The sequence below is a fragment of the Brevibacterium sp. p3-SID960 genome (genome assembly GCF_025144725.1).
In the GTDB taxonomy this organism is placed as follows: domain Bacteria; phylum Actinomycetota; class Actinomycetes; order Actinomycetales; family Brevibacteriaceae; genus Brevibacterium.
This window is the reverse complement of sequence record NZ_JALXKS010000031.1, coordinates 14,629-40,388: the sequence shown is the minus strand read 5'-3', so window position 1 is coordinate 40,388 and position 25,760 is coordinate 14,629. Positions and strand designations below refer to the sequence as shown.

25 protein-coding genes are annotated in these 25,760 nt (G+C 66.8%); 20 read left to right on the top strand and 5 right to left on the bottom strand.

Annotated features, from left to right (window positions below):
• Positions 1–77: 77 nt before the first annotated feature.
• The 4 genes from lepB (M3B11_RS09890) to M3B11_RS09875 all read left to right on the top strand — a co-directional run bounded on the left by lepB (M3B11_RS09890) (position 78) and on the right by M3B11_RS09875 (position 2,468).
• On the top strand, positions 78–668 hold the full coding sequence (gene lepB / locus M3B11_RS09890) for a signal peptidase I (RefSeq protein WP_259877317.1): 591 nt from the start codon (positions 78–80) through the stop codon (positions 666–668).
• Positions 669–681: 13 nt separating this feature from the next.
• Entirely contained in the window at positions 682–1,353 is a 672-nt protein-coding gene (gene lepB / locus M3B11_RS09885) for a signal peptidase I (RefSeq protein WP_259877313.1), read from the top strand.
• Positions 1,337–2,062 (top strand): ribonuclease HII, encoded by a 726-nt coding sequence (locus M3B11_RS09880; RefSeq protein ID WP_259877312.1) that lies wholly within the window; start codon positions 1,337–1,339, stop codon positions 2,060–2,062. Before lepB (M3B11_RS09885) ends, M3B11_RS09880 begins: the two co-directional genes overlap by 17 nt.
• Before the next feature lie 85 nt (positions 2,063–2,147).
• The gene (locus M3B11_RS09875; protein WP_102162575.1) at positions 2,148–2,468 is read left to right on the top strand and encodes a DUF2469 domain-containing protein; all 321 of its coding nucleotides are present in this window, start codon (positions 2,148–2,150) and stop codon (positions 2,466–2,468) included.
• Between the two features lie 62 nt (positions 2,469–2,530).
• Here the strand turns inward: M3B11_RS09875 and M3B11_RS09870 are convergent, their stop codons facing one another.
• Complete coding sequence (locus M3B11_RS09870) at positions 2,531–3,613, bottom strand: Glu/Leu/Phe/Val dehydrogenase dimerization domain-containing protein (protein ID WP_259877311.1); 1,083 nt, start codon at positions 3,611–3,613, stop codon at positions 2,531–2,533.
• Positions 3,614–3,988: 375 nt separating this feature from the next.
• Between M3B11_RS09870 and M3B11_RS09865 the strand changes: the two genes are divergently transcribed.
• The 4 genes from M3B11_RS09865 to M3B11_RS09850 all read left to right on the top strand — a co-directional run bounded on the left by M3B11_RS09865 (position 3,989) and on the right by M3B11_RS09850 (position 8,309).
• Positions 3,989–4,339 (top strand): YraN family protein, encoded by a 351-nt coding sequence (locus M3B11_RS09865; protein WP_259877310.1) that lies wholly within the window; start codon positions 3,989–3,991, stop codon positions 4,337–4,339.
• Positions 4,336–5,916 carry a YifB family Mg chelatase-like AAA ATPase gene (locus tag M3B11_RS09860; protein WP_259877309.1) on the top strand — a complete coding sequence of 527 codons (1,581 nt, stop codon included), beginning with the start codon at positions 4,336–4,338 and terminating at the stop codon, positions 5,914–5,916. The genes M3B11_RS09865 and M3B11_RS09860 overlap by 4 nt, the downstream gene beginning before the upstream one ends.
• Complete coding sequence (dprA, locus tag M3B11_RS09855) at positions 5,913–7,106, top strand: DNA-processing protein DprA (protein ID WP_259877308.1); 1,194 nt, start codon at positions 5,913–5,915, stop codon at positions 7,104–7,106. The genes M3B11_RS09860 and dprA overlap by 4 nt, the downstream gene beginning before the upstream one ends.
• Before the next feature lie 195 nt (positions 7,107–7,301).
• A complete protein-coding gene (locus M3B11_RS09850) occupies positions 7,302–8,309 on the top strand; it encodes a tyrosine recombinase XerC (protein ID WP_259877307.1) in 1,008 nt (335 codons plus the stop codon).
• 14 nt (positions 8,310–8,323) lie between these two features.
• On the opposite strand, the gene M3B11_RS09845 is transcribed toward M3B11_RS09850, so the two are convergent.
• Together M3B11_RS09845 and M3B11_RS09840 are read right to left on the bottom strand one after the other, a co-directional pair.
• The gene (locus tag M3B11_RS09845) at positions 8,324–8,992 is read right to left on the bottom strand and encodes an NAD(P)H-binding protein (protein ID WP_259877306.1); all 669 of its coding nucleotides are present in this window, start codon (positions 8,990–8,992) and stop codon (positions 8,324–8,326) included.
• Positions 8,993–9,064: 72 nt separating this feature from the next.
• Positions 9,065–10,135 carry a D-alanyl-D-alanine carboxypeptidase family protein gene (locus M3B11_RS09840; protein WP_259877305.1) on the bottom strand — a complete coding sequence of 357 codons (1,071 nt, stop codon included), beginning with the start codon at positions 10,133–10,135 and terminating at the stop codon, positions 9,065–9,067.
• A 395-nt stretch (positions 10,136–10,530) separates the two neighbouring features.
• Here M3B11_RS09840 and rpsB point away from each other — a divergent pair, with 395 nt between their 5' ends.
• The 6 genes from rpsB (at position 10,531) to M3B11_RS09810 (ending at position 16,525) form a co-directional block, all read left to right on the top strand.
• Positions 10,531–11,445: a 30S ribosomal protein S2 gene (rpsB, locus tag M3B11_RS09835; protein WP_259877304.1), complete on the top strand. Its 915-nt coding sequence runs from the start codon at positions 10,531–10,533 to the stop codon at positions 11,443–11,445.
• A 51-nt stretch (positions 11,446–11,496) separates the two neighbouring features.
• The gene (tsf, locus tag M3B11_RS09830; protein WP_259877303.1) at positions 11,497–12,324 is read left to right on the top strand and encodes a translation elongation factor Ts; all 828 of its coding nucleotides are present in this window, start codon (positions 11,497–11,499) and stop codon (positions 12,322–12,324) included.
• Between the two features lie 198 nt (positions 12,325–12,522).
• Positions 12,523–13,284 (top strand): UMP kinase, encoded by a 762-nt coding sequence (pyrH, locus tag M3B11_RS09825; protein WP_259877302.1) that lies wholly within the window; start codon positions 12,523–12,525, stop codon positions 13,282–13,284.
• Positions 13,285–13,401: 117 nt separating this feature from the next.
• The gene (gene frr / locus M3B11_RS09820; RefSeq protein ID WP_259877301.1) at positions 13,402–13,956 is read left to right on the top strand and encodes a ribosome recycling factor; all 555 of its coding nucleotides are present in this window, start codon (positions 13,402–13,404) and stop codon (positions 13,954–13,956) included.
• Positions 13,957–13,964: 8 nt separating this feature from the next.
• Positions 13,965–15,149 (top strand): phosphatidate cytidylyltransferase, encoded by a 1,185-nt coding sequence (locus M3B11_RS09815; protein ID WP_259877300.1) that lies wholly within the window; start codon positions 13,965–13,967, stop codon positions 15,147–15,149.
• On the top strand, positions 15,146–16,525 hold the full coding sequence (locus tag M3B11_RS09810; protein ID WP_259877299.1) for an FAD-binding oxidoreductase: 1,380 nt from the start codon (positions 15,146–15,148) through the stop codon (positions 16,523–16,525). Before M3B11_RS09815 ends, M3B11_RS09810 begins: the two co-directional genes overlap by 4 nt.
• 287 nt (positions 16,526–16,812) lie before the next feature.
• Here the strand turns inward: M3B11_RS09810 and M3B11_RS09805 are convergent, their stop codons facing one another.
• Positions 16,813–17,058, bottom strand: a complete 246-nt coding sequence (locus M3B11_RS09805) for a hypothetical protein (protein WP_259877298.1) — start codon at positions 17,056–17,058, stop codon at positions 16,813–16,815.
• A 161-nt stretch (positions 17,059–17,219) separates the two neighbouring features.
• On the opposite strand from M3B11_RS09805, the gene rlmN reads away from it, so the two are divergent.
• The 4 genes from rlmN to M3B11_RS09785 all read left to right on the top strand — a co-directional run bounded on the left by rlmN (position 17,220) and on the right by M3B11_RS09785 (position 21,155).
• Complete coding sequence (gene rlmN, locus M3B11_RS09800; RefSeq protein ID WP_259877297.1) at positions 17,220–18,587, top strand: 23S rRNA (adenine(2503)-C(2))-methyltransferase RlmN; 1,368 nt, start codon at positions 17,220–17,222, stop codon at positions 18,585–18,587.
• 44 nt (positions 18,588–18,631) lie between these two features.
• Positions 18,632–19,189 carry a DivIVA domain-containing protein gene (locus M3B11_RS09795; protein ID WP_175292852.1) on the top strand — a complete coding sequence of 186 codons (558 nt, stop codon included), beginning with the start codon at positions 18,632–18,634 and terminating at the stop codon, positions 19,187–19,189.
• Positions 19,179–19,868 carry a hypothetical protein gene (locus tag M3B11_RS09790; protein ID WP_259877296.1) on the top strand — a complete coding sequence of 230 codons (690 nt, stop codon included), beginning with the start codon at positions 19,179–19,181 and terminating at the stop codon, positions 19,866–19,868. Before M3B11_RS09795 ends, M3B11_RS09790 begins: the two co-directional genes overlap by 11 nt.
• Before the next feature lie 597 nt (positions 19,869–20,465).
• The gene (locus tag M3B11_RS09785) at positions 20,466–21,155 is read left to right on the top strand and encodes a hypothetical protein (RefSeq protein WP_259877295.1); all 690 of its coding nucleotides are present in this window, start codon (positions 20,466–20,468) and stop codon (positions 21,153–21,155) included.
• A 531-nt stretch (positions 21,156–21,686) separates the two neighbouring features.
• On the opposite strand, the gene M3B11_RS09780 is transcribed toward M3B11_RS09785, so the two are convergent.
• Positions 21,687–22,892: an acyl-CoA dehydrogenase family protein gene (locus M3B11_RS09780; RefSeq protein ID WP_259877294.1), complete on the bottom strand. Its 1,206-nt coding sequence runs from the start codon at positions 22,890–22,892 to the stop codon at positions 21,687–21,689.
• A gap of 81 nt (positions 22,893–22,973) precedes the next feature.
• Here M3B11_RS09780 and dxr point away from each other — a divergent pair, with 81 nt between their 5' ends.
• Both dxr and M3B11_RS09770 read left to right on the top strand, forming a co-directional pair.
• The gene (dxr, locus tag M3B11_RS09775; RefSeq protein WP_259877293.1) at positions 22,974–24,212 is read left to right on the top strand and encodes a 1-deoxy-D-xylulose-5-phosphate reductoisomerase; all 1,239 of its coding nucleotides are present in this window, start codon (positions 22,974–22,976) and stop codon (positions 24,210–24,212) included.
• The gene (locus M3B11_RS09770; protein ID WP_259877292.1) at positions 24,209–25,690 is read left to right on the top strand and encodes an RIP metalloprotease; all 1,482 of its coding nucleotides are present in this window, start codon (positions 24,209–24,211) and stop codon (positions 25,688–25,690) included. Before dxr ends, M3B11_RS09770 begins: the two co-directional genes overlap by 4 nt.
• The last annotated feature ends 70 nt before the right edge of the window (positions 25,691–25,760 follow it).

Here is a 25,760-nt window from a genome sequence, read left to right as displayed (position 1 = left end):
GCCCCCCGCCCCTCGTCAGGAGCAGGGGGGGCGCGGACCGCCCCCGCCCCCCCCCCCCCCCGCGCCCGAGGCGGTGGCTGCGAGTCATCGCAATCCTCGCGATCGTCGCCGTGCTCACCGCCGCCGGCATCCGAGCAGTCGGCGTCCAGTCGTTCTCCATCCCCTCGGAGTCGATGGAGCCGACATTCCGGCCCGGCAACCAGGTCACGGTGCTGCGCGCCGACGCGCTGGCCGGCGGCATCGACACCGGTGATGTCGTCGTCATCGACGGCCGCGGCTCTTTCCTGCCGACCAGCCCGCCGAACGCCGCCCAGCAGGTCGGCTCCTGGTTCGGCGTCGGACCCGGCGACGTATTCTTCATCAAACGCGTCATCGCCGGACCCGGTGACACCCTCGAATGCTGCTCGGATGACGGCAGGCTCATCCGCAACGGCGAAGAGCTCGACGAGCCCTATCTCGCCTCTCCGCCGAATGCCGACCACCCGGCCTCGGCCACCCCGTTCGCCGTCGACGTGCCCGACGACCGGTTGTGGCTCATGGGCGACAACCGCGACAACTCGACCGACTCGCGTGCGCTGCTCGGAAGGCCTGGCGGCGGGATGATCCCCACTCGCCGGGTCATCGGCGTCGTCATCGGCCATGGCTCCTCGGTTGACCGGGGCAAGTAGGTAGACTGCCTGGGTGGCCCGAAATAAGTCAGAGAAGAAGAGCTGGCGTTCCTTCCTCGTGGAGGTCGCCGTCATCCTCGTCATCGCACTGGTCGTCTCGACTGCTGTGAAGACGTGGGTGGTGCGCTCCTTCTACATCCCCTCCAGCTCGATGGAGCCGACCCTGCTCGTCAACGACCGGGTGCTGGCCAACCAGCTGCCGGGCAATACGGTCAACCGTGGGGACATCGTCGTCTTCACCGATCCCGGCGGGTGGCTCTCGCCCGGGCTCGTCGCCGACTACAAGCCCAACCCGATCCTCGAGTTCCTCGGCCTCGTTCCCTCCGATGCCGGCACCCAGCTCGTCAAGCGGGCGATCGCCGTCGGCGGCGACCACGTCGAATGCTGCGATGCCGACGGCCGCATCTCCGTCAATGGGCAGTCGCTGGATGAGACCTACCTCGGTGAGGGGACCGAGCCCTCGGAGATCGAGTTCTCCGAAGACGTCCCGGCCGGGCACTACTGGATGATGGGTGACAACCGCACCAACTCACTTGACTCCCGTTACAACGGAGACGCGCCCGGCGGCGCCTTCGTACCTGAGGACAAGGTGGTGGGCACCGTGTTCGTGCGCAACTGGCCGTTTGATCGGATCGGCCGGCTGAAGACTCCGGAGGCGGTCTACGCCGATGTCCCGCAGCCCTGACACCGCCACCTTCGAACGCGCCCCCCGCACCGGCAGCACGGCTCCTGGTCTGCGCGACCTGAGCGTCGAGCGCGAACTCGCCGCCAGCGGTGTCGAGACGATCATCGGCATGGATGAGGTCGGCCGCGGCTGCGTGGCCGGGCCGATCGGCGTCGGCGCCGTCCGCTACCGGCTGGTCGACCTGCTCGCTGGCGACATCCCCGCAGGCATCCACGACTCCAAGCAGCTGAACATCACCGCCAGGCAGTCGATTGCTGCGAGTGTGACCGCCTGGCAGCAGCACACTGCTGTTGCCTTTGCCGAACCGGCCGAGATCGATGCTCTCGGCGTCACCCTGGCCCTGTGCCTGGCTGGCAGGCGGGCCCTGGCCGCGCTGCCGCCGGCCAGCCTCGTGCTGCTGGACGGCAGCCACGACTGGCTGTCCTCCCCGCTCACCCTCGACTGCTTCGACACCTTCGGCTCCGCCGCCGAGGTCGAGCTCCCGGAAGTGCGCACGATCATCAAAGGCGACGGCACCCGCGTGACGATCGCTGCCGCCAGCGTGCTGGCCAAGGTCGCCCGCGATGAGCTCATGCACGCCCTGGCCGCCGAATACCCCGGTTACGCCTGGGACTCCAACGTCGGCTACCTCACCCAGGCCCACCGCGCCGGAGTCGCCGCCCACGGGCTGAGCCCGCATCACCGGCGCAGCTTCCGCATCGACGTCTGAACCCCAGCCGGGCAGACGCTCACTGTCCACACCCTGCCGCCGGTTGAAGATTCTGCAACCGCTGTCAGTGGCATAGGATGACGCCATGAGTGCCGAGGACCTGGAAAACTACGAAGCCGACTTGGAACTGCAGCTGTACCGCGAGTACCGCGATGTCGTCGGACTGTTCTCATACGTCGTCGACACCAACCAGCGGTTCTACCTGGCCAATTCGGTCGATCTCAAGGCCCACCACGAGGGCTCGGACGTCTACTTCGAAGTCACCCTCAAAGATGCCTGGGTGTGGGACACCTACCGCACCGCCCGCTTCGTCAAGCACGTGTCGATCCTGACCTTCAAGGACGTCAACATCGAAGAGATCGCCAAGAACGAGGATTTCGACCCGCCGCAGTCGCTGCGCCCGTGAAAGACGAAGAGCCGTGACCGCACGTCGTTGTGCGGTCACAGCTCTGCGCTGCTGCCTGTAGATCAGCGAGCGTCGGCGATGCGCTGACCGGCCATCTCCTCAGCGACCTCGGCAGCCGGACGGCCCTCCGCCTCGGCCTGTTCGAGGACCTGCGTGGCCCGGTCGTACAGCGAGAGCACGCTGGCACGCGAACCCTCCAGTGACGGCTCGGAGTAGATCATCGTCGCTGCGGCCATGACACCGCCGGCGTTGGCGAGGAAGTCAGGCACGTAGGTGATGCCGCGCTCACGCAGCTGCTGGCCGTGCGCCGGGGTGGCGAGCTGGTTGTTGGCGATGCCGCTAATGAGGCGGGCTCTGATGTCGCCGATCGTGTCATCGTTGATGATGCCGCCGAGAGCACAGGGTGCGAACACGTCGACATCCTGGGCATGGATCTCATCGGCAGGAACAGCGGTGGCGCCGAATGCCTCTACGGCGGAGTCGACAGCCGGCTGGTAGACATCGGAGACGACGAGTTCGGCACCGGCTTCATGCAGCATCCGGCACAGTTCGCGCCCGGTGCCGCCGAGTCCCTGCACGGCCACGCGCAGACCCGACAGGTCAGTCCGGTCTGCTGGGTCCGCGGAGTCGGTCTTGGCGCGTTCCTTCCACACGTGTGCGACACCGGCCTGCAGCGACGTGAATGCGCCGAGGGCGGTGAACTGGGAAGTGCTGACACCTGCGGGGAACTGGCTTGCGCGGGCGAAGATGTAATCGCAGTTCTCTGCCAGCACGTCGGCATCCTCGGGTCCGACGCCGACGTCGATGGCGGTCCAGTAGCGGCCGCCGAGTGTCTGCACGTGCTTGGAGAAGGTGCGCAGCACCTCTGCCTTGTCGGGGCGGTGCGGATCGGCGATGATGACGCACTTGCCGCCGCCCAGCGGCAGGCCGGCGATCGAGTTCTTGTACGTCATGCCGCGAGAGAGGCGCAGCACGTCAGTCAGCGCATCGGTTTCGGACTCGTACGGATACATGCGGCAGCCGCCGGCAGCCGGTCCGAGAGTGGTGTCGTGCACGGCGATGATGGCGCGCAGGTCGAGGTCGCGGTCATGGCAGAAGATGACCTGCTCGTGGTGATCGAATTCGGGGTGCGAGAAGAGGTCCACGGTGACTCCTTCGGTCTCAGGTGCGAGCAGCAGGCGCGGGATGTGCGCCCGTGCAAAAACCGCACGCGGTTCGCGCGAGCGGCCTTTGACCTCACCGTACATCGGTTCTGCCGGACAGAGGTAGCTGGGCCGGATGGCCCGTGGCTGCAATCCTTGCGCTCCGGCTGTCCTTCTCGCCGCGCTTGCGGTCTTGATCAGCCATGACCCGGGATTTCGGCACGAATCCCCTGCGCTTCTGTGCCCTGGAGGCAGCGAATCTGGCTGGCTGTGGACCGGCACGGAGGAGTGAGCCCGGTCGGGTGTGCACGATCAGTCTCCGTCCACACCAGGAGGCCAGGTGTTCGCACCAGCCGCATGGGCCGGTGGGGTGGAGCCATGAAAGCACAGACACTCGGCCGCACCGGTGAGGACTACGCCACCCGCTATCTCGAATGCCTCGGCTGGACGATTCTGCACCGCAATTGGCGCTGCTCCGACGGCGAGATCGACATCATCGCCCGCGACGGTGACACGCTCGTCTTCGTCGAGGTCAAAACCCGTATCGCCTCCTGGGCAGGGCACCCGCTGGAGGCGATCACCCCGATCAAGCTCAGAACTCTGCGGACGCTCGGACTGCGGTTCCTGGCCGAGGGCGATGAGTGGTATCCGCAGTTCAGGTTCGATGCGATCGGCATTCTGTGGAGTGCCCGCCAGCCGGACCTCCAGCACGTCAGGGACGTGCGATGAGCGCAGTCGAAGAGGAGCAGAAGGTTCGCGTCGTCGGTGGGGTGCGCAACCGCCTCGGCCGGGCCCAGGCTGTCGCCCTCTGGGGTACCAGCGGCACAGTGATCAGCATCGAGACAAGCCTGAACCAGGGCATCCCCGGCATCGACATCATCGGCCTGCCCGATGCCTCGGTCAGCGAATCGCGCAAACGGATCCGGGCAGCGCTGTCGAATCTGGGGATCTCGCTCAGTGCTGCGAAGGTGACAGTCAACCTTCAGCCGGGTGCGGTCAGGAAGGTCGGAACATCCTTCGACCTCGGCATCGCGGTGACGATCCTCGCCTGTGAGGAGCTCATCCCGGAGCACTCAGCAGATGGGGTCGTCCACTGCGGTGAGCTCGGTCTCGACGGGCGCATTCTGCCTGTGCGCGGGGTGCTGCCGACGATCCTCGCTGGGCTGGAGGCGGGTTTCACTCGCTTCATCGTGCCCCACGGCAATCGCGCCGAAGCAGCTCTTGTCCCGCAGGCTGAGGTCGTTGCCGCCGGGCACCTGGCTGATGTCGTCCACGCCCACGGCGGGCGAGCCGCACCGTCCAATACCGAACCGGTGCCGGCTGCAACCAGCAGCCGCGAGAACATCATCGAACCCACCGACCTCGCCGACGTCCACGGCCAGCACGACGCCCGGCATGCGCTCGAGCTGGCAGCAGCCGGCGGCCATCACCTGCTCATGAGCGGCGTCCCCGGCGCTGGCAAATCCATGCTCGCCGCCTGCCTCAGCGGCATCGTGCCGCCGCTGAACCACGACGAGCGCATCGAGGTGCTGGCTCTGCAGTCATTGGCCGGCTGCGTTGAAGCCGACGAAATCGATGCCGTCGCCCCACCGTTCGAAGCGCCCCACCACCGGACAACGGCCGCTGCGATGGTCGGAGGATCCCGGCCAGGGGTGATCGGCGTGTTCTCTCGCGCCCATCGCGGGGTGCTCTTCTTGGACGAAGCCCCGGAATTCGACCGCGACGTGCTCGAAGCCCTGCGCCAGCCGCTGGAGAGCGGCTACTGTGACATCCACCGCGCCTGGGGTTCGGTGGTGCTGCCGGCCAAGTTCCAGCTCGTGCTCGCCGCCAATCCGTGTCCCTGCGGTGTCGCCGGCAGCAGCACTCAGACCTGTTCGTGCACCCCGCACCTGCGCCGCCGCTACCGTCAGAAGCTCTCCGGTCCGCTGCTCGACCGCGTCGACATACAGCTCGACGTCCTGCCTGTCACCGCAGCCGATCTGCGCCGGGACGCTCCCGCCGAATCATCCGCCATCGTGGCCGAGCGAGTGGCAGCCGCCCGGGAGAGACAGACCCACCGCTATGCCGACATGCCCTGGAACACGAATGCCCGCGCACCTGGAGCCTATCTGCGAGAAGCGTTCTCATTCCGCGCCAGCGAAACCCACATCCTCGACCAGGCTCTCGAGCGCGGACTGCTGTCGATGCGCGGATACGACCGCGTGCTGAGGATCGCAGCGACCATCGCCGACCTCGCCGGCAGAACTCGGCCCGATGGTGACGATGTGCTTGCCGCGGCACTTATGCGGATGAGGGAGACACAATGACCACCGACACTCAGCGACTGGCCTGCGTCGACCTGCTGCGCCTGGCCGAACCCGGCGACGAGGTCCTCAAGGCCGGCGTGCTCGCCTTCGGAGCGGAGCAGATGCTCGCACTTGTGCGCTCCCGGCAATCCGAGGCCGTGCCGCAGCTGCACGAGGCCTGCGAAGCCGCCGGACTGCAGGTCCCGGGAGACAAGCTGTCGACGGCGCACGAGCGGTGGCGGATGCGCCTGCCCAGCCTCGATGCCGTCCAAGAGCAGCGGATCATGGCCCGGCTCGGTGCCCGCCTCATCCATCCGGAAGACGATGAGTGGCCGACTCAGCTGACTGAGCTCGGCATCCACGAGCCCCTCGCGCTGTGGGTACGCGGACCCGGGGACCTGCAGGAGCTGCTCACCGGTTCGATCGCACTCGTCGGAGCACGTGCCTCAACGCACTACGGTGAGCACGTCGCCGGCAGCATCGCCTACGAACTGGCCATGCGCGGACACACCATCGTCTCCGGCGGCGCCTACGGCATCGACGCAGCCTCCCACCAGGCGGCGCTCGCCGCCGCCGAGACACCCGAGGTTGGGACGGTCGCCTTCATGGCCGGGGGAGTGGATCGCTACTATCCGCGCGGCAACGCCGACATGCTCACCCGCATCGGCACACGGTATGCCGTCGTCTCCGAAACGGCAGCCGGACAGACCGCTATGAGGCACCGGTTCCTGCTGCGCAATCGCCTGATTGCCGCCGCTGCCCAAGCCACCATCGTGGTGGAAGCCGGCTGGCGGTCCGGTGCACTGAATACTGCCAACCGGGCAGCTGAATTGCTGCGCACAGTCGGAGCGGTGCCCGGGCCGATCACCAGCCAGGCATCCGCCGGCTGCCACCGTCTCATTCGCGAGGGCCAGGCTGTGTGCGTCACGTCAGCCGATGACATCGCCGAACTCGTCGAGCCGATCGACACCACCCGCAGCGAGACCGAGCATCAGCCAGCGCTGCGGATCACCGACGATATGACCGCAGAACAGAGCAGAACTTACAACGTCCTGCCGACCTCTCGCGGGATCGAAGCAGCGACCGCCGCCGTCCGCTCAGGTCTCGACAACCCCACCGTCATGGCGGCACTTGCCGCACTCGAACTGTCCGGGCACGTCGAGCGCGAAGCGCACGGCTGGGTGAAGAAGCGCGCAACCGTCACCCGATGAGCGACCGGCTGACGCGGCTCGAATCCGCTGGCACCCGGCAGCAGCCTGCCCGCAGATCAATCGTCGACGCGCAATACCGCTCATACGACGTCATTTGGCCAGCCACTCCACGCTCGACGCTCGCAGCTGAACCAGCTGCTCGTCGCCGGCGAGCCACCGGCTGGCCCAACAGGTGGGCTGGCTACACTGGGATGCATGTCGACTTCCCCCGACACCGCGGCACAGCTGCCCGGAGAGTACGCTGAAGCGCTCGCCGCCTTCGACGAAGAGCTGCGTGTGCACCGCAACGCGTCTGAGCACACCGTGCGCAATTACCTCTCCGACGTGCGCACCCTGCTGACCTTCCTCACCGACGACGATGGGCACCTGCCGCTGGACGCCATCGAGCTGGGCAACCTGCGCCAATGGCTGCTAGCCCAGTCGCGCACGGGAGCCGCACCGGCCACCACCGCCCGGCGGATCGCAGCGGTGCGGGCCTTCTGTGCGTTCTGCACTCGCCACCAGCTCATGCGATCCAACCCCGCGCTGCGCCTGGCAAGCCCCCGCAAAGCCTCACGGCTGCCAGCGGTGCTCCAGCAGCGCCACGTCGATGCCGTCATGCAGCACACGGGAACCGAACCCGGCGATGCGACATCGCAGCCCGATCCAACGGAGCCCAACGAGACCCAACGCTGCCCGAAAGACGATGCGCTGCGGCTGCGTGATGCCGCACTGCTCGAACTGCTCTACGCCACTGGCGCACGCGTCTCAGAGATCGCAGCCCTGGACACCACAAGCATCGACACCGAGCGCAGGCTCGTCACCGTCATGGGCAAGGGCGGCAGGGAACGACGCGTGCCCTTCGGGCTGCCCGCCCAGCGCGCACTGCAGGCCTGGCTGCGAAACGGCCGACCGGTGCTGGAGAACGAGACGACAGCCCGAGATGCCACAGCACTGTTCCTCGGAGCCCGCGGCGGGCGCATCGACGTCCGCCAGATCCGCTCAGTCGTCCACACAGCCACTGCGGGACTGCCGGACTCACCGGAGCTCTCACCGCACGGTCTGCGGCACTCAGCTGCCACCCACATGATCGAAAACGGCGCTGACCTGCGTGAGGTGCAGGAGTTTCTCGGCCACGCGTCGCTGAGTTCGACGCAGATCTACACCCACGTCTCCCTTGGACGGCTGGCCGAAAGCTACCGGCAGGCGCATCCACGCGCCTAACCGGCAGCCGCTCGTCACGAGCCCAGCGTTGCCTTGAGGCTGTCGTGCATCGGAGTCTCACCATCGATGATGTCGAACTCCCGGCCGATCGTGCGACCGTCGTCGAGGATCATCGCGATGAACTCCGCAACATCCTCACGCCGAGACGTAGCACCGCGCTCAGTGCCGGTGGCGATGTCGAGGCAGCCGGTGCCGGGCTCATCGAGCAGCTGGCCCGGCTTGACGATCGTCCAGTCCAGACCGCTGGCACGCAGCGCATTGTCAGCCTCGCGCTTAGCATCCCAGTAGGCGGCGAAGACCTCGTCGGTGCCCTCCGGGGTCGGCCCGCCGGCGCCGATGAACGAGATCTGCACGAAACGCTCGATGCCTGCTGCGGTCGCTGCCTGCATCGCTGCGATCGCGGCCGCAAGGTCGACGGTGTACTTGCGGAAGATGCCGGACCCACCGCCAGCACCGGCGGCGAAGATGACGGCATCGGCATTGCCGAAGGCTTCCACCAGTTCAGTCTGCGACGCCTTCTCCACATCGCAGACGACCGGCAGCGCACCGAGCGCCTCAAGTGCAGCAGCATGCTCCGGATTGCGGATGATCGAGCGGACCTCCATATCCGGGGTGACGATCTCAGTGAGGTGACGGGCGATCTTTCCGTGGCCGCCGACGACGGCGATGCTGTGAATACTCATGCCAGGCTCAACAACACACAGAAGGCAGCTATTCCCGCCGCTCACCGATGGCGCAGTTGCTGCAGCGGCCTGCTATCGGCCCTTGTACTCCCAATGCCATGCCTCCGGCAGTGACCCGGACTGCCGGGCCCAGCCCGGGTGCACCCAGCCGTAGCGCGGGGCGTTGGTGCGCATCCACTGATGCTGCGCGGTGCCGAACCGGTTGATCCCGCCACCGAGGTCGACTGCCAGGCCCCAGCCGTGGTTCGACCTACCGGGAGTGGCAGCCATCCGGCCCTTGCGCCTTTTGAGGATCACCTGCGTCTGGTAGTCCCGATACGAGTCCGTCACCGAGATCGGCTGGCCGAAGCGCTGCCGGTAGGCATCACTGAGCTCATCGAACGCTCTCGCCGCATCACAGCGCAGCCGGTGCCCGGCTGCGCGATCAAGCGGGCACAGTGCGACCGCTGGGATCCGGCCGTTGGAATGCCCGCCCCACGCGCCGGCACCGGAGGATCCGTCATCGCCGGAGGCCTCCGGCATTTCCGCAGGTGCCTGCGCTTCAGGCAGCAGAATCGAGAAGTCCTGGGAGAAGAACGCAGCCGGATTGAGATAGTCCTTCGGCTTGCCGGTCGCCCACACTCCGATGTGCACACACCCGGCATCGCAGTGACTCGGATCAGCAACCGTGCCGACGGGATGACCAGCCCACACCTCGTCACCGGCTCTGAGACCCGTTTCGACCGGCTCGAAGGACACGATGTGCCCGCCGACGTCGAGACTGAGCACCGGACGCCCGGCCACGCTGCCGGCGAAGTGCACATGCCCGGACTGCGGAGCGCGGATCGACTCTCCCGGCAGCACCGCGACATCGATACCGCGGTGGCCTGTCTGCCAGTTCTGCTTCGGCTTGTCGAAGGCGCGCATGACCTCGAACCCGGGCACCGGGGTCACCCAGTCACCGGAGTCAGCTGCAGATTCCGCCGCCTGCGCAACCGCCGGGGCGATGATGACAACGGACCGGCCGAGCCTGCCGGAATCACCGATCTGCCCGGCCGGCAGCCCGGCCGGCACCGCGACGAGACCGGCAAGGATCCCGCACACGGCGATCCATCCCAGCTGCTGCAGCCTGGCCCTGAACCTGGTGCGATCACGTCCACTCATGGACTCCACACTCAGGACACGCATACACGCAGCCCACGCCTCGGCAACGGCTGTGGAGGAAGGCCCGCCATCCCCAGCATTCCCGGCGCAGACGCCGGGACCATCCACACACCTCGGGTCAGGAGGGGTCAGCCACTGCAGGTTTGGTCGCTGGCGGGGAAGATCGTAGACTACACACAGCAGAACTGTGCGCTCTTCAGCCCGCCTGCGTGCGAGGCTGAGCGGCTGCAGATCTGACTACGCGCATCCGAGTACCCGCATCGGGCCACCGGTGCAGATCCCACCTTCCGCAACGACGCACACGTGTGCTGTGCCGCGCGGCTGAGCTGGGACTGTCGGCCCGAGACGGCGGATGCCAGGCATCAACCGAATGACAATGAAAGGAGTGCGCCGGCATGGCCGTCGTCACTATTCGCCAGCTGCTTGACAGCGGCGTCCACTTTGGACACCAGACCCGCCGTTGGAACCCGAAGATGAAACGCTTCATCTTCACCGAGCGCAACGGCATCTACATCATCGACCTGCAGCAGACGCTGGGCTACATCGACACCGCCTTCGAGTTCATCAAGGAGACGGTCGCTCACGGTGGCTCGATCATGTTCGTCGGCACCAAGAAGCAGGCCCAGGAAGCCATCGAAGAGCAGGCCAAGCGTGTCGGCCAGCCGTATGTCAACCAGCGTTGGCTCGGCGGTATGCTGACGAACTTCCAGACCATCTCCGGTCGTCTGCGCCGCCTCAAGGAGCTTGAGGAGATCGACTTCGACGACGTCGCAGGCTCGATGTACACCAAGAAGGAACTCCTCATCCTGCGCCGCGAGAAGGACAAGCTCGAGAAGACCCTCGGTGGCATCCGCGACATGCAGCGCACCCCGTCGGCTGTCTGGATCGTCGACACCAAGAAGGAGCACCTGGCCGTCGACGAGGCGAAGAAGCTGGGCATCCCAGTCATCGGCATCCTCGACACCAACTGCGATCCCGACGAAGTCGACTACCCGATCCCGGGCAACGACGACTCGATCCGCTCGGTCGCCCTGCTCACCCGCGTCGTCGCCGACGCTGTGGCAGAGGGCCTCATCAAGCGCCACTCCTCCGACGAGGGCGGCGAGAAGAACGTCTCGGCCGTCTCCGTCGAACCGATGCCCGAGTGGGAGCGCGAGCTCCTCGAAGGCAAGGGCGAGGCCAAGGCTGAGGACACCGAGGCCAAGGCTGAGGACACCGATGCCAAGGCTGACGAGACTGCTGAGGCTCCAGCTGAGCAGCAGACCGAAGAGACCGCTGAGTCCGGCTCCACCGAGTCGACCGAAGCCTGAGCCGCACCCGCACGTCTGACCCAGACCACCACGTCTCAACAAGGAGATCGCATGGCAAATTACACTGCCGCTGACATCAAGGCACTGCGCGACCGCACCGGTGCCGGCATGATGGCTGTCAAGAAGGCTCTCGACGAAGCACAGGGAGATCAGGCCAAGGCCATTGAGATCCTGCGCCTCAAGGGACTGAAGTCCGCTTCGAAGCGCGAGGACCGCTCGACCTCTGACGGTCTCGTTGCCACCCACGTCGAGAACGGCGTCGGCACGATGATCGAGCTGAACTCGGAGACCGACTTCGTCGCCAAGTCCGACAAGTTCCGTGAGCTCGCCGATGAGGTTCTCCGCCTTGCCGTCGAAGCCCAGGTCGACAATGCCGAGGCGCTGCTGGACTACGAGGCCAACGGCAAGAAGGTCTCGGAGTTCATCGCCGAGCAGGGCGCGGTCCTCGGTGAAAAGGTCGTCCTGCGTCGCGTCGGCCTCATCAAGGGCCAGAAGGTCGACTCGTACCTGCACCGCACCAACCCGGACCTGCCCCCGCAGGTGGGTGTGCTCTTCGCCTACGAAGGCGATGACGATGCAGCTGCGCACGATGTCGCCGTGCACATCGCCGCGATGACCCCGACCTACTTCTCCCGCGAGGACGTCCCCTCCGACGTCGTCGCCAAGGAGGAGAGCATCGCGCTGGAGACCTCGAAGAACGAGGGCAAGCCCGAGCAGGCGATCCCGAAGATCGTCGAGGGCCGCGTCAACGCCTTCTTCAAGGACACCTGCCTGCTCGATCAGCCCTTCGCCAAGGAGCCGAAGAAGAGCGTGCAGACCGTCCTCGACGAGGCCAAGGTCACCCCGCTGGGCTACCTGCGCTTCCGTGTCGGCAGCTGAGCGACGCTCTGATCGCTGACTGAAGGCGGCAGTCCCCGCGCGGGGACTGCCGCCTTCGGCGTATCCGCATCCCGTGCCCGAGGCGGTGGTCGCCTGCCGTGCCGCAGGTGGAACCAGGGGCAGGCGGACACGTTAGACTGATCGGTGGTGTGCCCCCAGAAGGTGCCGCCGGCCTGCCGCCTGACAAGGAAGAGAGCGATGTCGGAATCTCCAGTCCATTCCTCCAAGCACGACCAGATCTCCCCGGTGCGCACCGAGCGCCGGCGCATCCTGCTCAAGCTCTCCGGTGAGGTGTTCGGCGGCGGCACCGTCGGCGTCGATCCCGACGTCGTGGCAGCGGTGGCGAAGGAGATCGCCACGTGTGTGCCGGAGGTCGAGATCAGCATCGTCGTCGGCGGCGGCAACTTCTTCCGCGGTGCCGAGCTCTCCCAGCGCGGCATGGACCGCACGCGTGCCGACTACATGGGCATGCTCGGCACCGTCATGAACTGCCTGGCGCTGCAGGACTTCCTCGAGCAGCAGGCGGTCGACACCCGTGTGCAGTCAGCGATCCCGATGACTCAGGTCGCTGAGACCTACATTCCGCGCCGGGCGATGCGGCACATGGAGAAGGGCCGGGTCGTGATCTTCGGCGCCGGTGCCGGACTGCCGTTCTTCTCCACTGACACGGTCGCCGCCCAGCGCGCTCTGGAGATCCGCGCCGACGAGGTGCTCATCGCCAAGAAGGGCGTCGACGGCGTCTACACCGCCGACCCGAAGACCGATCCGACCGCTGAGCGGATCGACTCGATCACCTATCAGGAGGCGCTGCAGCGCGGACTCAAGGTCGTCGACGCCACCGCATTCAGCCTGTGCATGGACAACGCCCTGCCGATGCGCGTGTTCGGCATGCAGGGCGAACACAACCTGCGCCGGGCGATCGCCGGGGAGCCGATCGGCACGACTGTGCGCGGCGCCTGAGCCGCCACGCCCCTGTCACCCTGCCCGCCTGCCGTGCTGGTGGAGGCGGAGACAATAGAATAGATCTGAGGGACGACCAGCAGTTCCGCAACCGACCGAAGAAAAGAGTGCACCGCGATGCAAGCAACTCTCGCCGAAGCCGCAGAGAAGATGGACAAGACGATCGAGGCGACGAAGGATGACTTCGCCTCGGTGCGCACCGGACGGGCGAACCCCGCACTGTTCGCCCACATCGAAGTCGAGTACTACGGCACCCCGACCCCGCTGCAGCAGCTGGCGTCCTTCCAGGTGCCTGAGGCCCGCACTCTGCTCATCACCCCCTATGACCGCACCGCGCTCGGCAACATCGAGACCGCGCTGCGCAACTCCGACATCGGCGCCAATCCGGCCAACGACGGTAACGTCATCCGCGTGGTGCTCCCGGAGCTGACCGAGGAGCGCCGCAAGGAGTACGTCAAGATCGTCAAGGGATACGCCGAACAGGGCCGTGTGTCGATCCGCAACATCCGCCGCACCGCCAAGGACGCCATCGAGAAGATGCAGAAGGACGGCGACGTCGGTGAGGACGAGGCCAAGCGCGCCACCGGTGAGCTCGACGAGCTGACGAAGAAGAAGGTCGACTCCATCGACCGCCTCCTGACCGCCAAGGAAGAAGAGCTGCTCGAAGTCTGAGCCCAGGGATGGCGCAGCAACCAGTCGACGGCGAGAAGCGGGAACTCTACACTCAGGAGTTCCCGCGTCGTCGTGATGCCATCAGGGCCGAGCAGGAGGCCGCCCGAACCGGTCAGCTGCCGGTCGTGCAACCGGCGTCCGCACCGCCGGCCCACCGGACCGGCAGCAGTGCCGCGGGGGCGAAGGATGAGCCACAGCCAGGCGAGACGCAGCCGCAGGCAGTGGTCGGCTCCCCACCGGCCTCGGCCTACGGACACGGGCTTGTCACCCCGACCCCGGAAGCTGAGAAGGCCGCCGAAGCCAGCAGCGCAGACACCCCAACCGCAGCTGATGCCGCCCCGGGGTCACCGACCGCAGCCGAGCCTCAGCAGAAGGACTACGGGCGGGCGGGGCGCAATCTGCCGGCAGCGATCGCGGTCGGTGCGGTGCTCGGCGGGGGAGTGCTGGCCTCGCTGCTGTTCTATCCGCCGTCGTTCGTCGTCATCGTGCTCATCGGCGTCGTCGTGGCCATGTGGGAGCTGGCGAATGCGCTCTCACGCTCCGGCTCCGTCGTCGCCCGCGTCCCCACGGTCACCGCTGCCGGCCTCATGATCCTGGCGACGTACTTCGCCGGTCGTGAGGCCTTATGGGTGGCCTTCACCGTCGGGGCCGGGGCGATCCTGCTGTTCACACTGCTCGAACGCCGGCCCAACCCTGTCAAGGACGTGTGCCTGAGCCTCTTCGCCCTCACCTATGTGGGGCTGATGGCCTCCGCTGTCGTCTTCATCCTCACCCAGCCTGAGGGCAACCTGCTCGTCATCCTCTTCCTCGCCCTCGTTGTCGCCAGCGACATCGGCGGCTACATCTTCGGCGTGCTGTGGGGCAAGCATCCCATCGCCCCGAAGATCAGTCCGAAGAAGTCCTGGGAGGGCTATGCCGGCTCCGCCGTGTTCTCCACCGCTGTGGGCATCGGCGTGGCGCTGTGGGTCTTCGATGCCCCGATCTGGACCGGCCTCGTCTTCGGCACGGTCATCCCGGCATTCGCCACTCTCGGTGACTTCGCCGAATCGATGATCAAACGTGACCTCGATCTCAAGGACATGGGCACCTTGCTGCCTGGGCACGGGGGAGTGATGGACCGTCTCGACTCGATCCTGCCGACCGCCCCGGTCGCCCTCGTCCTCTTCACCTTCCTACCTGGATTCATCACATGAGCCTTCTTACCTCCCTGTCTCAGGTCCTCCCGGCCGAGACGATCATCACCGATGCCGACATCATGGCCTCCTATCTGCACGACGAAGCCGAATGGGCGCCGTACGGCCAGGCCCTGGCGGTCGTGCGCCCGCGCGAGACCGCCGACGTGGTCGCCGCCGTCCGCTGGGCGATCGAGCATTCCGTGGCTGTCGTCGCCCGCGGGGCCGGCACCGGCCTGTCCGGCGGGGCGAACGCACTTGAGGGCTGCCTGGTCATCAGCTTCGACGCGATGAACCAGATCCTCGACGTCGACCCGGTCGAGCGCACCGCCCGCGTGCAGCCCGGCGTCGTCAACAACGACCTGCGCGCCCGGGTGGCCGAGGACGGCCTGTGGTACCCGCCGGACCCGGCCAGCGCACCCTGGTCGACCATCGGCGGCAATGTCGCGACGAATGCCGGCGGGTTGTGCTGCGTCAAATACGGTGTGACCAGCGAATACGTCCTCAACCTCGAAGTCGTCACCGGCACCGGCAGACTCGTGCGCGTCGGCAAGACGACAGCGAAGAACGCCGCCGGCTACGACCTGCGCGGGCTCATCATCGGCGCTGAGGGCACGTTGGGCATCGTCACCGAGATCACCGTGCGCCTGCTGCCGCTGCCGCAGGACTCCCGGGCGATCGTCGGCTACTTCGACAGCCTCGTCGATGCCGGCCGGGCCGTCGCCAACGTCACAGCTGCCGGCATCATCCCCTCCGCTCTCGAACTCGTCGACTCCTACTGCCTCAAGGCTGTTGACGAATGGAAGAACATGGGGCTTTCGGCTGAGGCCGAGGTGCTGCTGCTGGCCGCCACCGACGTCCCGGGCGCTGCCGGGCAGACCGAGGCCGAGGGCATTGTCGCAGCCTTCGAATCCGCTGGTGCCACGTTCGCCGCGATCAGCGAGGACGCCGAGGAGGCCGATGCGTTCTTCGCCGCCCGGAGGCTTGCCTACCCGGCTCTCGAACGGCTCGGCCCGGTGCTGACCGAGGATATCTGCGTGGCCCGCTCGAAGGTGCCCGAGGTGCTGGCGCAGATTCAGGAGATCGGCCGCAGGCACGACACGGTGCTTGCTCAGATCGCCCACGCCGGCGACGGCAACCTGCACCCGCTGCTCGTCACCCCGATCGGCGACGATGCCGCCCGCGAGCGCGCTCAGGCGGCATTCGAGGAGATCATCACCGTCGCCTTGGAAGCAGGCGGCACCGTCTCCGGTGAGCACGGCATCGGGCTGCTGAAGAAGCCGGGCCTGTCACGAGAGCTCAGCGAGGATGTCCTCGATATGCACCGGGCGATCAAGACCGCACTCGACCCGTACTGCATCATGAACCCCGGTAAGGTCTTCAGCCTCGAGGCCTGAGCGGATCGCACTCACCGGAGGTTGCTCCGAGCCGGGTGACAGCGCAGATGGCTGCCCACAGTCGCCGTGACGCGGATGGCGGGCACAATCGCTGCGCCGCAGATGGCGGTGCTCACTCGCCGCGCCCATGATGCGTGACCATGATGGCAGTACCGAAGACCATGTCCATGCCGATCGCGGGCTGAGAACCCATGAAGCAGTTGGCCACTGTCATCATCTGCAGTGCGGCAGGGAAGAGGAAGGCAGCAGGGAAGCGGACGACGTCGCGGACCCGTCTGGGGTCTCACTCAAGCCTCGTAGTTGCCCGGTGTGCCGGGCTCGTGAGCAGGAGCGGACCGGACCTGCACGTCTGCTCGGCCTTCACGCCCGCGCCGGCGGGCGTGTACGAGGATGTCGACGGCCATGATGATGCCGATGAGGATCTGCAGCGCAGCAACGAGCTGATCCCAGCCGTCGAAAGAGAACAGCAGATAGACGCCGGCGCCGATCATGACGAGGGCAGCGACCAGACGGACGATCTCATGACCCGTCATGGAGATCACGTCTTTCGTGTGAGATGCGGATCACACCTTGCGTGTGAGGGAACCTCCATCGTGCCAGACGAGACGACCTGCCACCAGCATCCGAGGCTTCTGGGCGCAGAGCAGGCCGCTCTCACACATCGCCCAGCCCGCACATGCGATACTGGGAGGACATGACTGAGAAGACCTCCTCCACACCGACCAACAGGCCGCCCCGCCGCCAGGTGCGGCCCATCGTCGAGCACGCAGACGGCACCACCTCGCGCACCCCGACGCGAGACGGTCGGCCGCTGCTGAACTTCAAATCCCCGCGCGTCACCCAGCCGCCGACCCACCTGGCCGACATGTCGATGGACGAGCGGATCGCCGCCGTCATCGAGATGGGCCTGCCGGCGTTTCGCGCCAAGCAGCTCTCAACCCACTACTTCGTCCACCACACCACCGATCCCGAGGCGATGACCGACCTGCCGAAGGACCGGCGGGCCGAGCTGTCCGAGAGGTTCTTCCCACCACTGCTGAGCGAGGTGCGCCGGCTGCGCACCTCCAACGGCGACACCATCAAGTTCCTGTGGCGGCTGTTCGACGGCGCACTCGTCGAATCGGTGCTCATGCGCTACCGCAACCGCATCACCCTGTGCGTGTCCTCGCAGTGCGGCTGCGGCATGAACTGCCCGTTCTGCGCCACCGGCCAGCAGGGCCTGACGAGGAACATGTCGACCGCGGAGATCGTCGAGCAGGTCATCCGCGCCAACCAGGTCATCGCCGCAGGCGAACTGGCCGAGGACACCTCAGCCGATACCGACATGCTCGGCAATCCAGCCGCCGCCGTCGGGTCTGAAGCCGACGAGGAGCAGGGCGAGGCCCCGGACCAGGTGAGTGGGACCGCCGGCGACGCCACCGCCTCGGGTGCGGGTCCCACCCGCGCCTCAGGCCAGGCTGAACGCGTGACCAACATCGTGTTCATGGGCATGGGCGAGCCGCTGGCCAACTACAAGCGCGTCATGAACGCCGTGCGCCGCTTCGTCGACCCGGCCCCGGCCGGCCTGGGCATGGGCGCACGCCGCATCACCGTCTCGACCGTCGGGCTGGTGCCCGGCATCAACAAGCTCGCCGCCGAGGACATCCCGGTCACCTTCGCACTCAGCCTCCACGCCCCTGACGACGGGCTGCGCGATGAGATGATCCCGGTCAACACCCGCTGGAAGGTCGATGAGGCCATCGACGCGGCCTACAACTACTACCAGGTCACCGGCCGGCGCGTGAGCATCGAATACGCGCTGATCAAGGACATGAACGACCACGGCTGGCGCGCCGAGCTGCTGGGCAAGAAGCTCAACGCACGCGGCCGCGGCTGGGTGCACGTCAACCCGATCCCGCTCAACCCGACCCCCGGTTCGGTGTGGACGGCATCCGAGCCCGAGGTGGCCGCTGAGTTCGTGCGCCGCCTCCAGGACGCCGGGATCCCGACGACGATCCGCGACACCCGAGGTCAGGACATCGACGGGGCGTGCGGCCAGCTTGCCACGGCCGAAGAGGACTGAGCGCTACACTTTAAGCACCGCACAGCATTCACAAGGAGAGCGACGTGGAGACGAACTTCCCCAGGATGTCGGGTTGGAAGAACGGGTACGACCCCGCACAGGTCGACAGCTTCTTCAAGCGGGCCCGCGAATCCTTCGAATCCGACACGCCGCAGCCCGGCGATCTCGATGCGCGTGCGGTGCGCACCGTCGGCTTCGACCTGGTGCGCAACGGCTACCACGTCGGCGTCGTCGACGCCGCCCTCGACCGGCTCGAAGACGCCTTCGCCAAACGCAGCCGCGACCGGCTCATCTCCAGCTCCGGTGAGGACGCCTGGGTCAAGGAGCTCACCCGCGCCGCCAGCTCGCTGCGCGGCCGGCTCGCCCGTGAGTACGGAGAGCGGTTCAACCACCCGGAGAAGGGCCAGATCGGCTACGACGTCGAAGAGGTCGACGACCTGTGCGACCGCATCAACGGCTACTTCACCCAGGGCAAGCCGATGAGTGTTGACGAGGTCCGCCGCGTGCTCTTCCGCACCCGCAAGGGCACCCGCGCCTACGACGAGGACCAGGTCGACGCGTTCATCGACCGGGTCGTCGAGGTCATGGCCAGTGTCGACTGAACAGCTGCACTGGTTCCGCAAGCCGGGCACGAACTCGCCGAAGGACAAGGGCACCTTCAACCCCGTCTTCGAGCTGCTCGACTACCCGATCGTCGCAGGGCGGGCTGACGAGATCTTCTTCGCCGACGCCGAGGTGTCGCTGACGTATGAGGACGCCCTCGACCGGGTGGCGAAGTTCGCCGGCATCCTGCGCGCCGTCCACGAACCGGCCCCGCCGTTCCTCGTCATCGACGACGGACTGCGCCCGGTCACCCTCATCCTCGCGATGCTCGCCGCCCTCAGGCTGGGCAGCTGCGTGGTCCTCGGGTCCAAGGGCCTGAAGCCGGGGGAGAAGAAGACCGCTCCCGTGCTCCGGCCGGCTGACGGCGTCGACCAGCCAGACCAGCCGGCAGCCGAGGATGAGCCCAGCGGCAACGGCGACGCCGCCGCTCAGACTGCAGCGAAGGCCGGCATGCACACCGGGACCCGCAAGATCTGGTCGCACTTCGAAGGCACCGAGCTGCTCGCCGACGGACCGGAGAGCAAACCGCTTGACGCCGGGGGGCTGATGAAGGAATCAGCGTTCAAGCATGCCGCCGCCGCAGAGATCGGACCCGGCCGCGAAGTGCTGCGGCTTGACGGGGTGAGCCTGAGTGCCGCGGAGAGCCTCAATGCGGTGGAGATGTTCCTCAGCCGCTGAGCGATACCCGGCCCGGCAGCCGGCGGCAAGACCGTCGGTGTAAAGGGCCGCGATCGGCTCTGTGCCGCCGATCACAGGCGTCCGGAACGGCCTTGATCCCGGTGTTACCGTAAGCCATATGGCGATCGACAGACGGAAGCTGGCGCGACGAGCGCGCCGCTATTGGGCGATCGTCATCGTCATCTGCACCTACTTCGGCTTCCACTCCTTCATGCTCACCGGCCTGGCCGTCATGGCACCGAACCTCGGGCTGGCCTCGCTGACGGTGACCATCTACATGGGCCTGGGCATCCTGCTCGACTCACCGGCCGCCTCGGCGATCGAGCGCTACGGACTCCGGCAGGTCATCGGCACCTCCGGTGTCCTCATCCTGCTCATCACCATCGGGCTGCTCATCGCCGGCTCCGGCTGGTGGATCGTCATCTTCGGCACGCTGTATGCCTGCTGCTCCAGCCTCATCTACATTCCCGCTCTCGCCCACTACGCGTCGATGCTCGGGGAGCGGCAGGCCGACGGTCAGCGCATCAACGTCTTCATCCAGCGCGGCGGAGCACTGGCCTGTTCATCACGTGGGCGCTGGCTGCTGAACAGCCGCGGGTGCTGTTCATCATCGTCGCCACCACCGGGCTCGGCATCCTCATCGCCTCCTGGTGGTTGCCCGGGCCCAGCCGCGACCGGCACGTCACCCAGCGGGTGCCGCTGCTGCGCACCATCGTGTATTCGGTCGCAGCGATCGGCCGGTCATCGATCATGGCCCGCGGGGCGCTGTCGGCCTCAGCACTGCCGGTCATCTTCATCACGACGAGTTCGATCTTCCCGCTCGCCCTGCCGGAGTTCGGTGCCGCGATCGGCGTCGGTCTCGTCGTGCGCGAACTCATCGCCATGGCAACGGCGACCGCCTTCGGCCACGGCTCGATGCGCCGGACCAACCGCGAGTTCGCCGCCGCGGTGCTGCTCGCCCTGATCGGGATCTCCGGGGCACTATGGATCGAGCAGAACTGGGCCGTCATCACCGGCATCATCCTCACCGGACCGCTCATCAGCTCCGCGATCGTCACCTCATCCCTCAACACGCGCATGGCCAGTCTCAGCGCAGTGCACCCGTGGGCCTGCTTCGCAGGCATGGGCATCGCCTCTCGGACCAGCGGACTGCTCATCCCGCTCGTCCTCTCCGCCGCGCTCTCAACCAGCCGGCAGGCGCTGGAGATCGTGCTCGTCATCGTGCTCATGCTCATCGCCTGCGGCATGGCCGTCGGCAGGCAGCGCCAGGACGGCGCGCCGGGTTGAGCGGAAACGCCGGGTACGGCCTTCGATCCTCATAACGAAGCCGCCCGCGGTAAGCAGGCATCAGCCGTCGAACCAAGCCGACGGTATGGCACATGAGCTGGGTGGTGCCAACCCGGCGGTCACGATGTGATCGGCGGACCACCAGCTGATAGGCACCCGGCTCACGCGTATATCGGAACGTGGATGAGCAGTCGCGAGTTGCTTCGCCCTCTGGTAGATCGAGCTGCTCAGCGTAGAGGTTGGCATTCTTGGAACGGCTCAACGCCCGCACCGTACCTCCGCAAGTCGGCGTGTCGCGTTCAACTGACACAACCCACATATGCCTGACGCGCGGCCAGAACTTCATGGCGCGCAGGTCTTCGTCACTGACATCGTGGAAACTCCCTCTTCCGATCTCTCCCTCCCGCAATACGCGGAACAATGCGCATCCCTGCGGTGTCAGTTCGCGAGAACCTCACCCGCTCCTGTCGAAACGACAACGGCCCCGGTAACTCGCGCGGAGTAACCGGGGCCGTGAAGCCAGTCAGCTGATCAGCCCTCGTAGTTGGCGAAGGCGTTGATGCCGGTCAGCGCACGGCCGAGGGTGAGCTGGTGCACCTCGTGGGTGCCCTCGTAGGTGAGGACGGTTTCGAGGTTGATGGCGTGGCGCAGCGGCGAGTATTCGCTCGTGATGCCCGAACCGCCGAAGGTGGCGCGCAGGTCGCGGGCGATGTTCATCGCGGTGTCGACGTTGACCATCTTGCCCAGGGAGATCTGCTCCGGCCGCACACCGACGGTGTCCTTGAGCTTGCCCAGGTGAGCAGCCAGCAGCGTGATCGACGAGTACTGGCCGAAGGCCTTCGCCAGCTTCTGCTGAGTGATCTGGAACGACGACAGCGGACGGTTGAACTGGATGCGGGTGCCGGTGTACTCCAGTGCGGAGAGGATCGAGTCACGGGCAGCACCGGTGACGCCGAAGACGATGCCGTAGCGGGCCTCGGACAGGCAGGACAGCGGTCCCTTGAGCCCCTTGGCCTTCGGCAGCATCGCCGATTCCGGCAGGCGGACGTTGTCGAGGACGATCTCACCGGTGATCGAGGCGCGCAGCGACAGCTTGCGCTTGACCTCGGGCACCTCGACACCCGGGGTGTCGGTGGGGACGACGAAACCGCGGACAACCGGGCGGCCCTTCTCATCCTCTTCTTCGGTCTTGGCCCACACGACGCAGACATCGGAGACCGGGGAGTTGGTGATCCACATCTTCGCGCCGTTGAGGATCCAATCGGAGCCGTCCTTGGTCGCGCGGGTCTTCATGCCAGCCGGGTCCGAACCGACATCCGGTTCGGTCAGGCCGAAGCAGCCGAGCTTCTTGCCCTCGGCCATCTGCGGCAGCCATTCTTCCTTCTGCTCTTCAGAACCCCAGTTGTGGATGGCGAACATCGCCAGCGAGCCCTGCACGCTCACCAGCGAACGCAGACCCGAATCGACGGCTTCGAGCTCACGGCAGGCCAGACCGTACTGGGTGGCGGTCGCACCACCGCAGCCGTAGCCCTCCAGGTGCATGCCGAGGACACCGAGCTCACCGAGACCCTCAGCCAGCTCACGGGCCGGGATCGTGCCTTCGAGGTACCAGTCGCCGATCTTCTCCCGGACGTTCTCATCCAGCCACTTGCGGACGATGCCCGCCCACTCGAGGTCCTCCTTCTCGAAGACCGAATCGATCGCCAGAATCTCGTCAGGGGTCATGGTTGTGCTCATCGTCGAGTTCCTCTCCTCGTGGGGCATCAGTAAGCGCACGTGTCATCGCGTTCTAAGAAAACAATGAGATGATCTGTCACCGTGAAGGTACGTAACGTCATTGTACTGGGGGCCACTGGCTCGGTCGGCACCCAGGCCCTCGAAGTCATCGCCGCCAACCCCGCCAGATTCGCCGTCACCGGCATCGGAGCCGGAGCCAATATCGACGCCGCAGTCGACCAGGCGATCCGCACCGAGGCCCGCGCACTGGCCATCGCCACCCCGCCTCCCGGGGGAGAAGCCCAGGTCAGTCGGCTGCTGGAGGAACGCGCTGAGCAGCTCGGCGCGCAGGTGGCAGTCGAGACGATCTTCACCGGTCCCGAGGCGTCGGCCCGGTTGGCATCCGAACCCGCCGATGTCGTGCTCAACGCTGTCACCGGTGCTGCCGGTCTGACGTCGACGCTGGCTGCCCTCCAAGCCGGCACCGATGTCGCGCTGGCGAACAAGGAGTCCCTTATCATCGGCGGTGAGCTCGTGCTGCGCACCGCTGAGGAGAACGCAGCCCAGCTCATCCCCGTCGACAGCGAGCACTCGGCGATCGCGCAGGCGCTGCGCGCCGGCCGCCGCGAGGAGGTCGCCCGGCTCATCATCACCGCCTCCGGAGGTCCCTTCCGCGGGATGAGCGCTGACGAGCTGGCAGCCGTCACCCCCGAACAGGCGCTCGCCCATCCGACGTGGAACATGGGCACCGTCATCACGACGAACTCCGCGACCCTGGTGAACAAGGGTCTGGAGGTCATCGAAGCTCATCTGCTCTTCGGCATCGACTACGACCGCATCACTGCCGTCGTGCACCCGCAGAGCCGCATCCACTCGATGGTCGAGTTCGTCGACGGCTCGACCATCGCCCAGGTCTCACCGCCGGATATGAAGCTGCCGATCGCCTACGCACTCGGCACCGAGCCTGATGGCACCACCATCCGCATCAAAGGAGCCACCGCACCCGAGCCATTCGATGCTGCAAGCTCCTGGACCTTCGAACCGGTCGATGACGCGAACTTCCCGGCACTCCGATTGGCGGTCCGGGCCGGCCGGGCCGGCGGGACCACACCGGCGGTCTACAATGCCGCCAACGAAGAGCTCGTCGCCGCCTTCCACGCAGGCACGATCACCTTCCCGCAGATCTCCAGGGGCATCGCTGCAGCCCTCGACCAGCACCTCGGGAGCGGGGGAGAGGCCACCGAGCTGACCCTGGAGACGGTGCTGGCAGCAGACCGGAGTGCACGCGCGTTCATCGCCAGCTGGCTGCACTCCACCGCTGCCCAGGAGGCCCGCGCATGACCGGACTGCTCTACGCCCTGGGCATCGTCCTCATCCTCATCGGGGTGTCCATCTCGATCGCCCTGCACGAACTCGGCCACCTCATCCCGGCCAAGAAGTTCGGCGTCAAGGTCACCCACTACATGGTCGGCTTCGGCCCGACCCTGTTCTCCCGCCGCCGCGGGGAGACCGAATACGGCATCAAGGCGCTGCCGCTGGGCGGATTCATCGCGATGCCGGGCATGTACCCGCCGAAGCACGCCACTCACGCCACCGTCGACCAGGCGCATGGAGCCACCGACGCCTCGGGCATCGTCACCGAGGCGATCGAAGGCCACGAGGACCGGGAGCTGGCCGGAATCGGCGCGCACGCCGATTCCGCCGGCGGGTCGGCTTCCGCCCGGAGGGCAACCCGGAAGCCGCGGATGTTCGAACGCACGATGGACGATGCCCGCGACTACTCCAACCAGTTCATCGAACCCGGCGAGGAGCACCGGACCTTCTACGCCCTCTCAGTGCCCAAGCGGCTCGCCGTTATGTTCGGAGGCCCGCTCGTCAATCTGCTGCTGGGCATCCTCATCCTCGGCATCATGCTGCTCGGCGTCGGCGTGCCGACTCTCGGCACCACCGTGTCGACCGTGTCCGAATGCGCGGTGCCGGCCAGCGAGATGGCTAAGCGCGCGCCGGCCGACCAGGAGCGCTGCCTGCCCGGCGACCAGTCGACCCCTGCCGCCGAGGTCGGCATCGCCCCCGGCGACACGGTCCTGTCGATCGGCGGCAAGCCGATGGACACCTGGGACGACATCACCACTGAGGTCCGCGGGCTGGCCGGGAAGGAAGTCGAGATCGTCGTCGAACGCGACGGCGCGCAGGTGTCGATCCCCACAAGGATCATCGCCGCCGAACGGCCCGTCTACACCGACAGCGGCGAACTCCAGCGCGACGGCGGCGGCGAACTCGTCACCGAGACCGTCGGCTTCCTCGGCATCGGCCCCAACCGGGAGTACCGGCCGATCCCGCTGACGGAATTCCCCGGCCAGATCGGTCAGGCGCTCGGCCGGACGTTCACCGCGCTGGCGACCCTGCCGGTCAAGCTCGTCGATATCGTCCAGGTCGCCACTACCGACCAGGAGCGCGACCCTGAGGGCATCATGGGCATGGTCGGCGTCGGCCGGGTCGCCGGCGAGATCGTCTCAACCGATCAGATCGACGTGACCGGAAAGGTCGTCACCGGCCTCGGGCTGCTCGGCTCGCTCAACCTGTTCCTCTTCGCGTTCAACATGATCCCGCTGCTGCCGCTTGACGGCGGGCACATCGCCGTCGCGCTCTACGAAGGAGCCCGCCGGCGCATCAACCTGGCCCGCGGCCGCGGGATCATCGGACCTTTCGACACCGCGCGGCTGCTGCCGCTGACCTACGTCGTCATCGGGCTCATGCTGTGCATGACGGTGCTGCTCGTCTACGTCGACATCGTCAAACCCGTCATGCTGTTCCAATAGGGACGGCAATCGTCTCCCTCAGGGGCGCCAATCGTTAGCGAACTGTAGCCACCGGAATTCCTGAACCGCA

Bases quoted from the DNA above. Each gene is read 5' to 3' on its own strand.
- M3B11_RS09805 (WP_259877298.1), bottom strand. From the start codon at position 17,058: ATGACGGGTCATGAGATCGTCCGTCTGGTCGCTGCCCTCGTCATGATC.
- frr (WP_259877301.1), top strand. From the start codon at position 13,402: ATGCAAGCAACTCTCGCCGAAGCCGCAGAGAAGATGGACAAGACGATC.
- M3B11_RS09840 (WP_259877305.1), bottom strand. From the start codon at position 10,135: ATGAGTGGACGTGATCGCACCAGGTTCAGGGCCAGGCTGCAGCAGCTG.
- M3B11_RS09845 (WP_259877306.1), bottom strand. From the start codon at position 8,992: ATGAGTATTCACAGCATCGCCGTCGTCGGCGGCCACGGAAAGATCGCC.
- M3B11_RS09770 (WP_259877292.1), top strand. From the start codon at position 24,209: ATGACCGGACTGCTCTACGCCCTGGGCATCGTCCTCATCCTCATCGGG.
- rlmN (WP_259877297.1), top strand. From the start codon at position 17,220: ATGACTGAGAAGACCTCCTCCACACCGACCAACAGGCCGCCCCGCCGC.
- tsf (WP_259877303.1), top strand. From the start codon at position 11,497: ATGGCAAATTACACTGCCGCTGACATCAAGGCACTGCGCGACCGCACC.
- M3B11_RS09810 (WP_259877299.1), top strand. From the start codon at position 15,146: ATGAGCCTTCTTACCTCCCTGTCTCAGGTCCTCCCGGCCGAGACGATC.
- pyrH (WP_259877302.1), top strand. From the start codon at position 12,523: ATGTCGGAATCTCCAGTCCATTCCTCCAAGCACGACCAGATCTCCCCG.
- rpsB (WP_259877304.1), top strand. From the start codon at position 10,531: ATGGCCGTCGTCACTATTCGCCAGCTGCTTGACAGCGGCGTCCACTTT.
- M3B11_RS09875 (WP_102162575.1), top strand. From the start codon at position 2,148: ATGAGTGCCGAGGACCTGGAAAACTACGAAGCCGACTTGGAACTGCAG.
- M3B11_RS09880 (WP_259877312.1), top strand. From the start codon at position 1,337: ATGTCCCGCAGCCCTGACACCGCCACCTTCGAACGCGCCCCCCGCACC.
- M3B11_RS09850 (WP_259877307.1), top strand. From the start codon at position 7,302: ATGTCGACTTCCCCCGACACCGCGGCACAGCTGCCCGGAGAGTACGCT.
- M3B11_RS09780 (WP_259877294.1), bottom strand. From the start codon at position 22,892: ATGAGCACAACCATGACCCCTGACGAGATTCTGGCGATCGATTCGGTC.
- M3B11_RS09865 (WP_259877310.1), top strand. From the start codon at position 3,989: ATGAAAGCACAGACACTCGGCCGCACCGGTGAGGACTACGCCACCCGC.
- dprA (WP_259877308.1), top strand. From the start codon at position 5,913: ATGACCACCGACACTCAGCGACTGGCCTGCGTCGACCTGCTGCGCCTG.
- M3B11_RS09815 (WP_259877300.1), top strand. From the start codon at position 13,965: ATGGCGCAGCAACCAGTCGACGGCGAGAAGCGGGAACTCTACACTCAG.
- M3B11_RS09860 (WP_259877309.1), top strand. From the start codon at position 4,336: ATGAGCGCAGTCGAAGAGGAGCAGAAGGTTCGCGTCGTCGGTGGGGTG.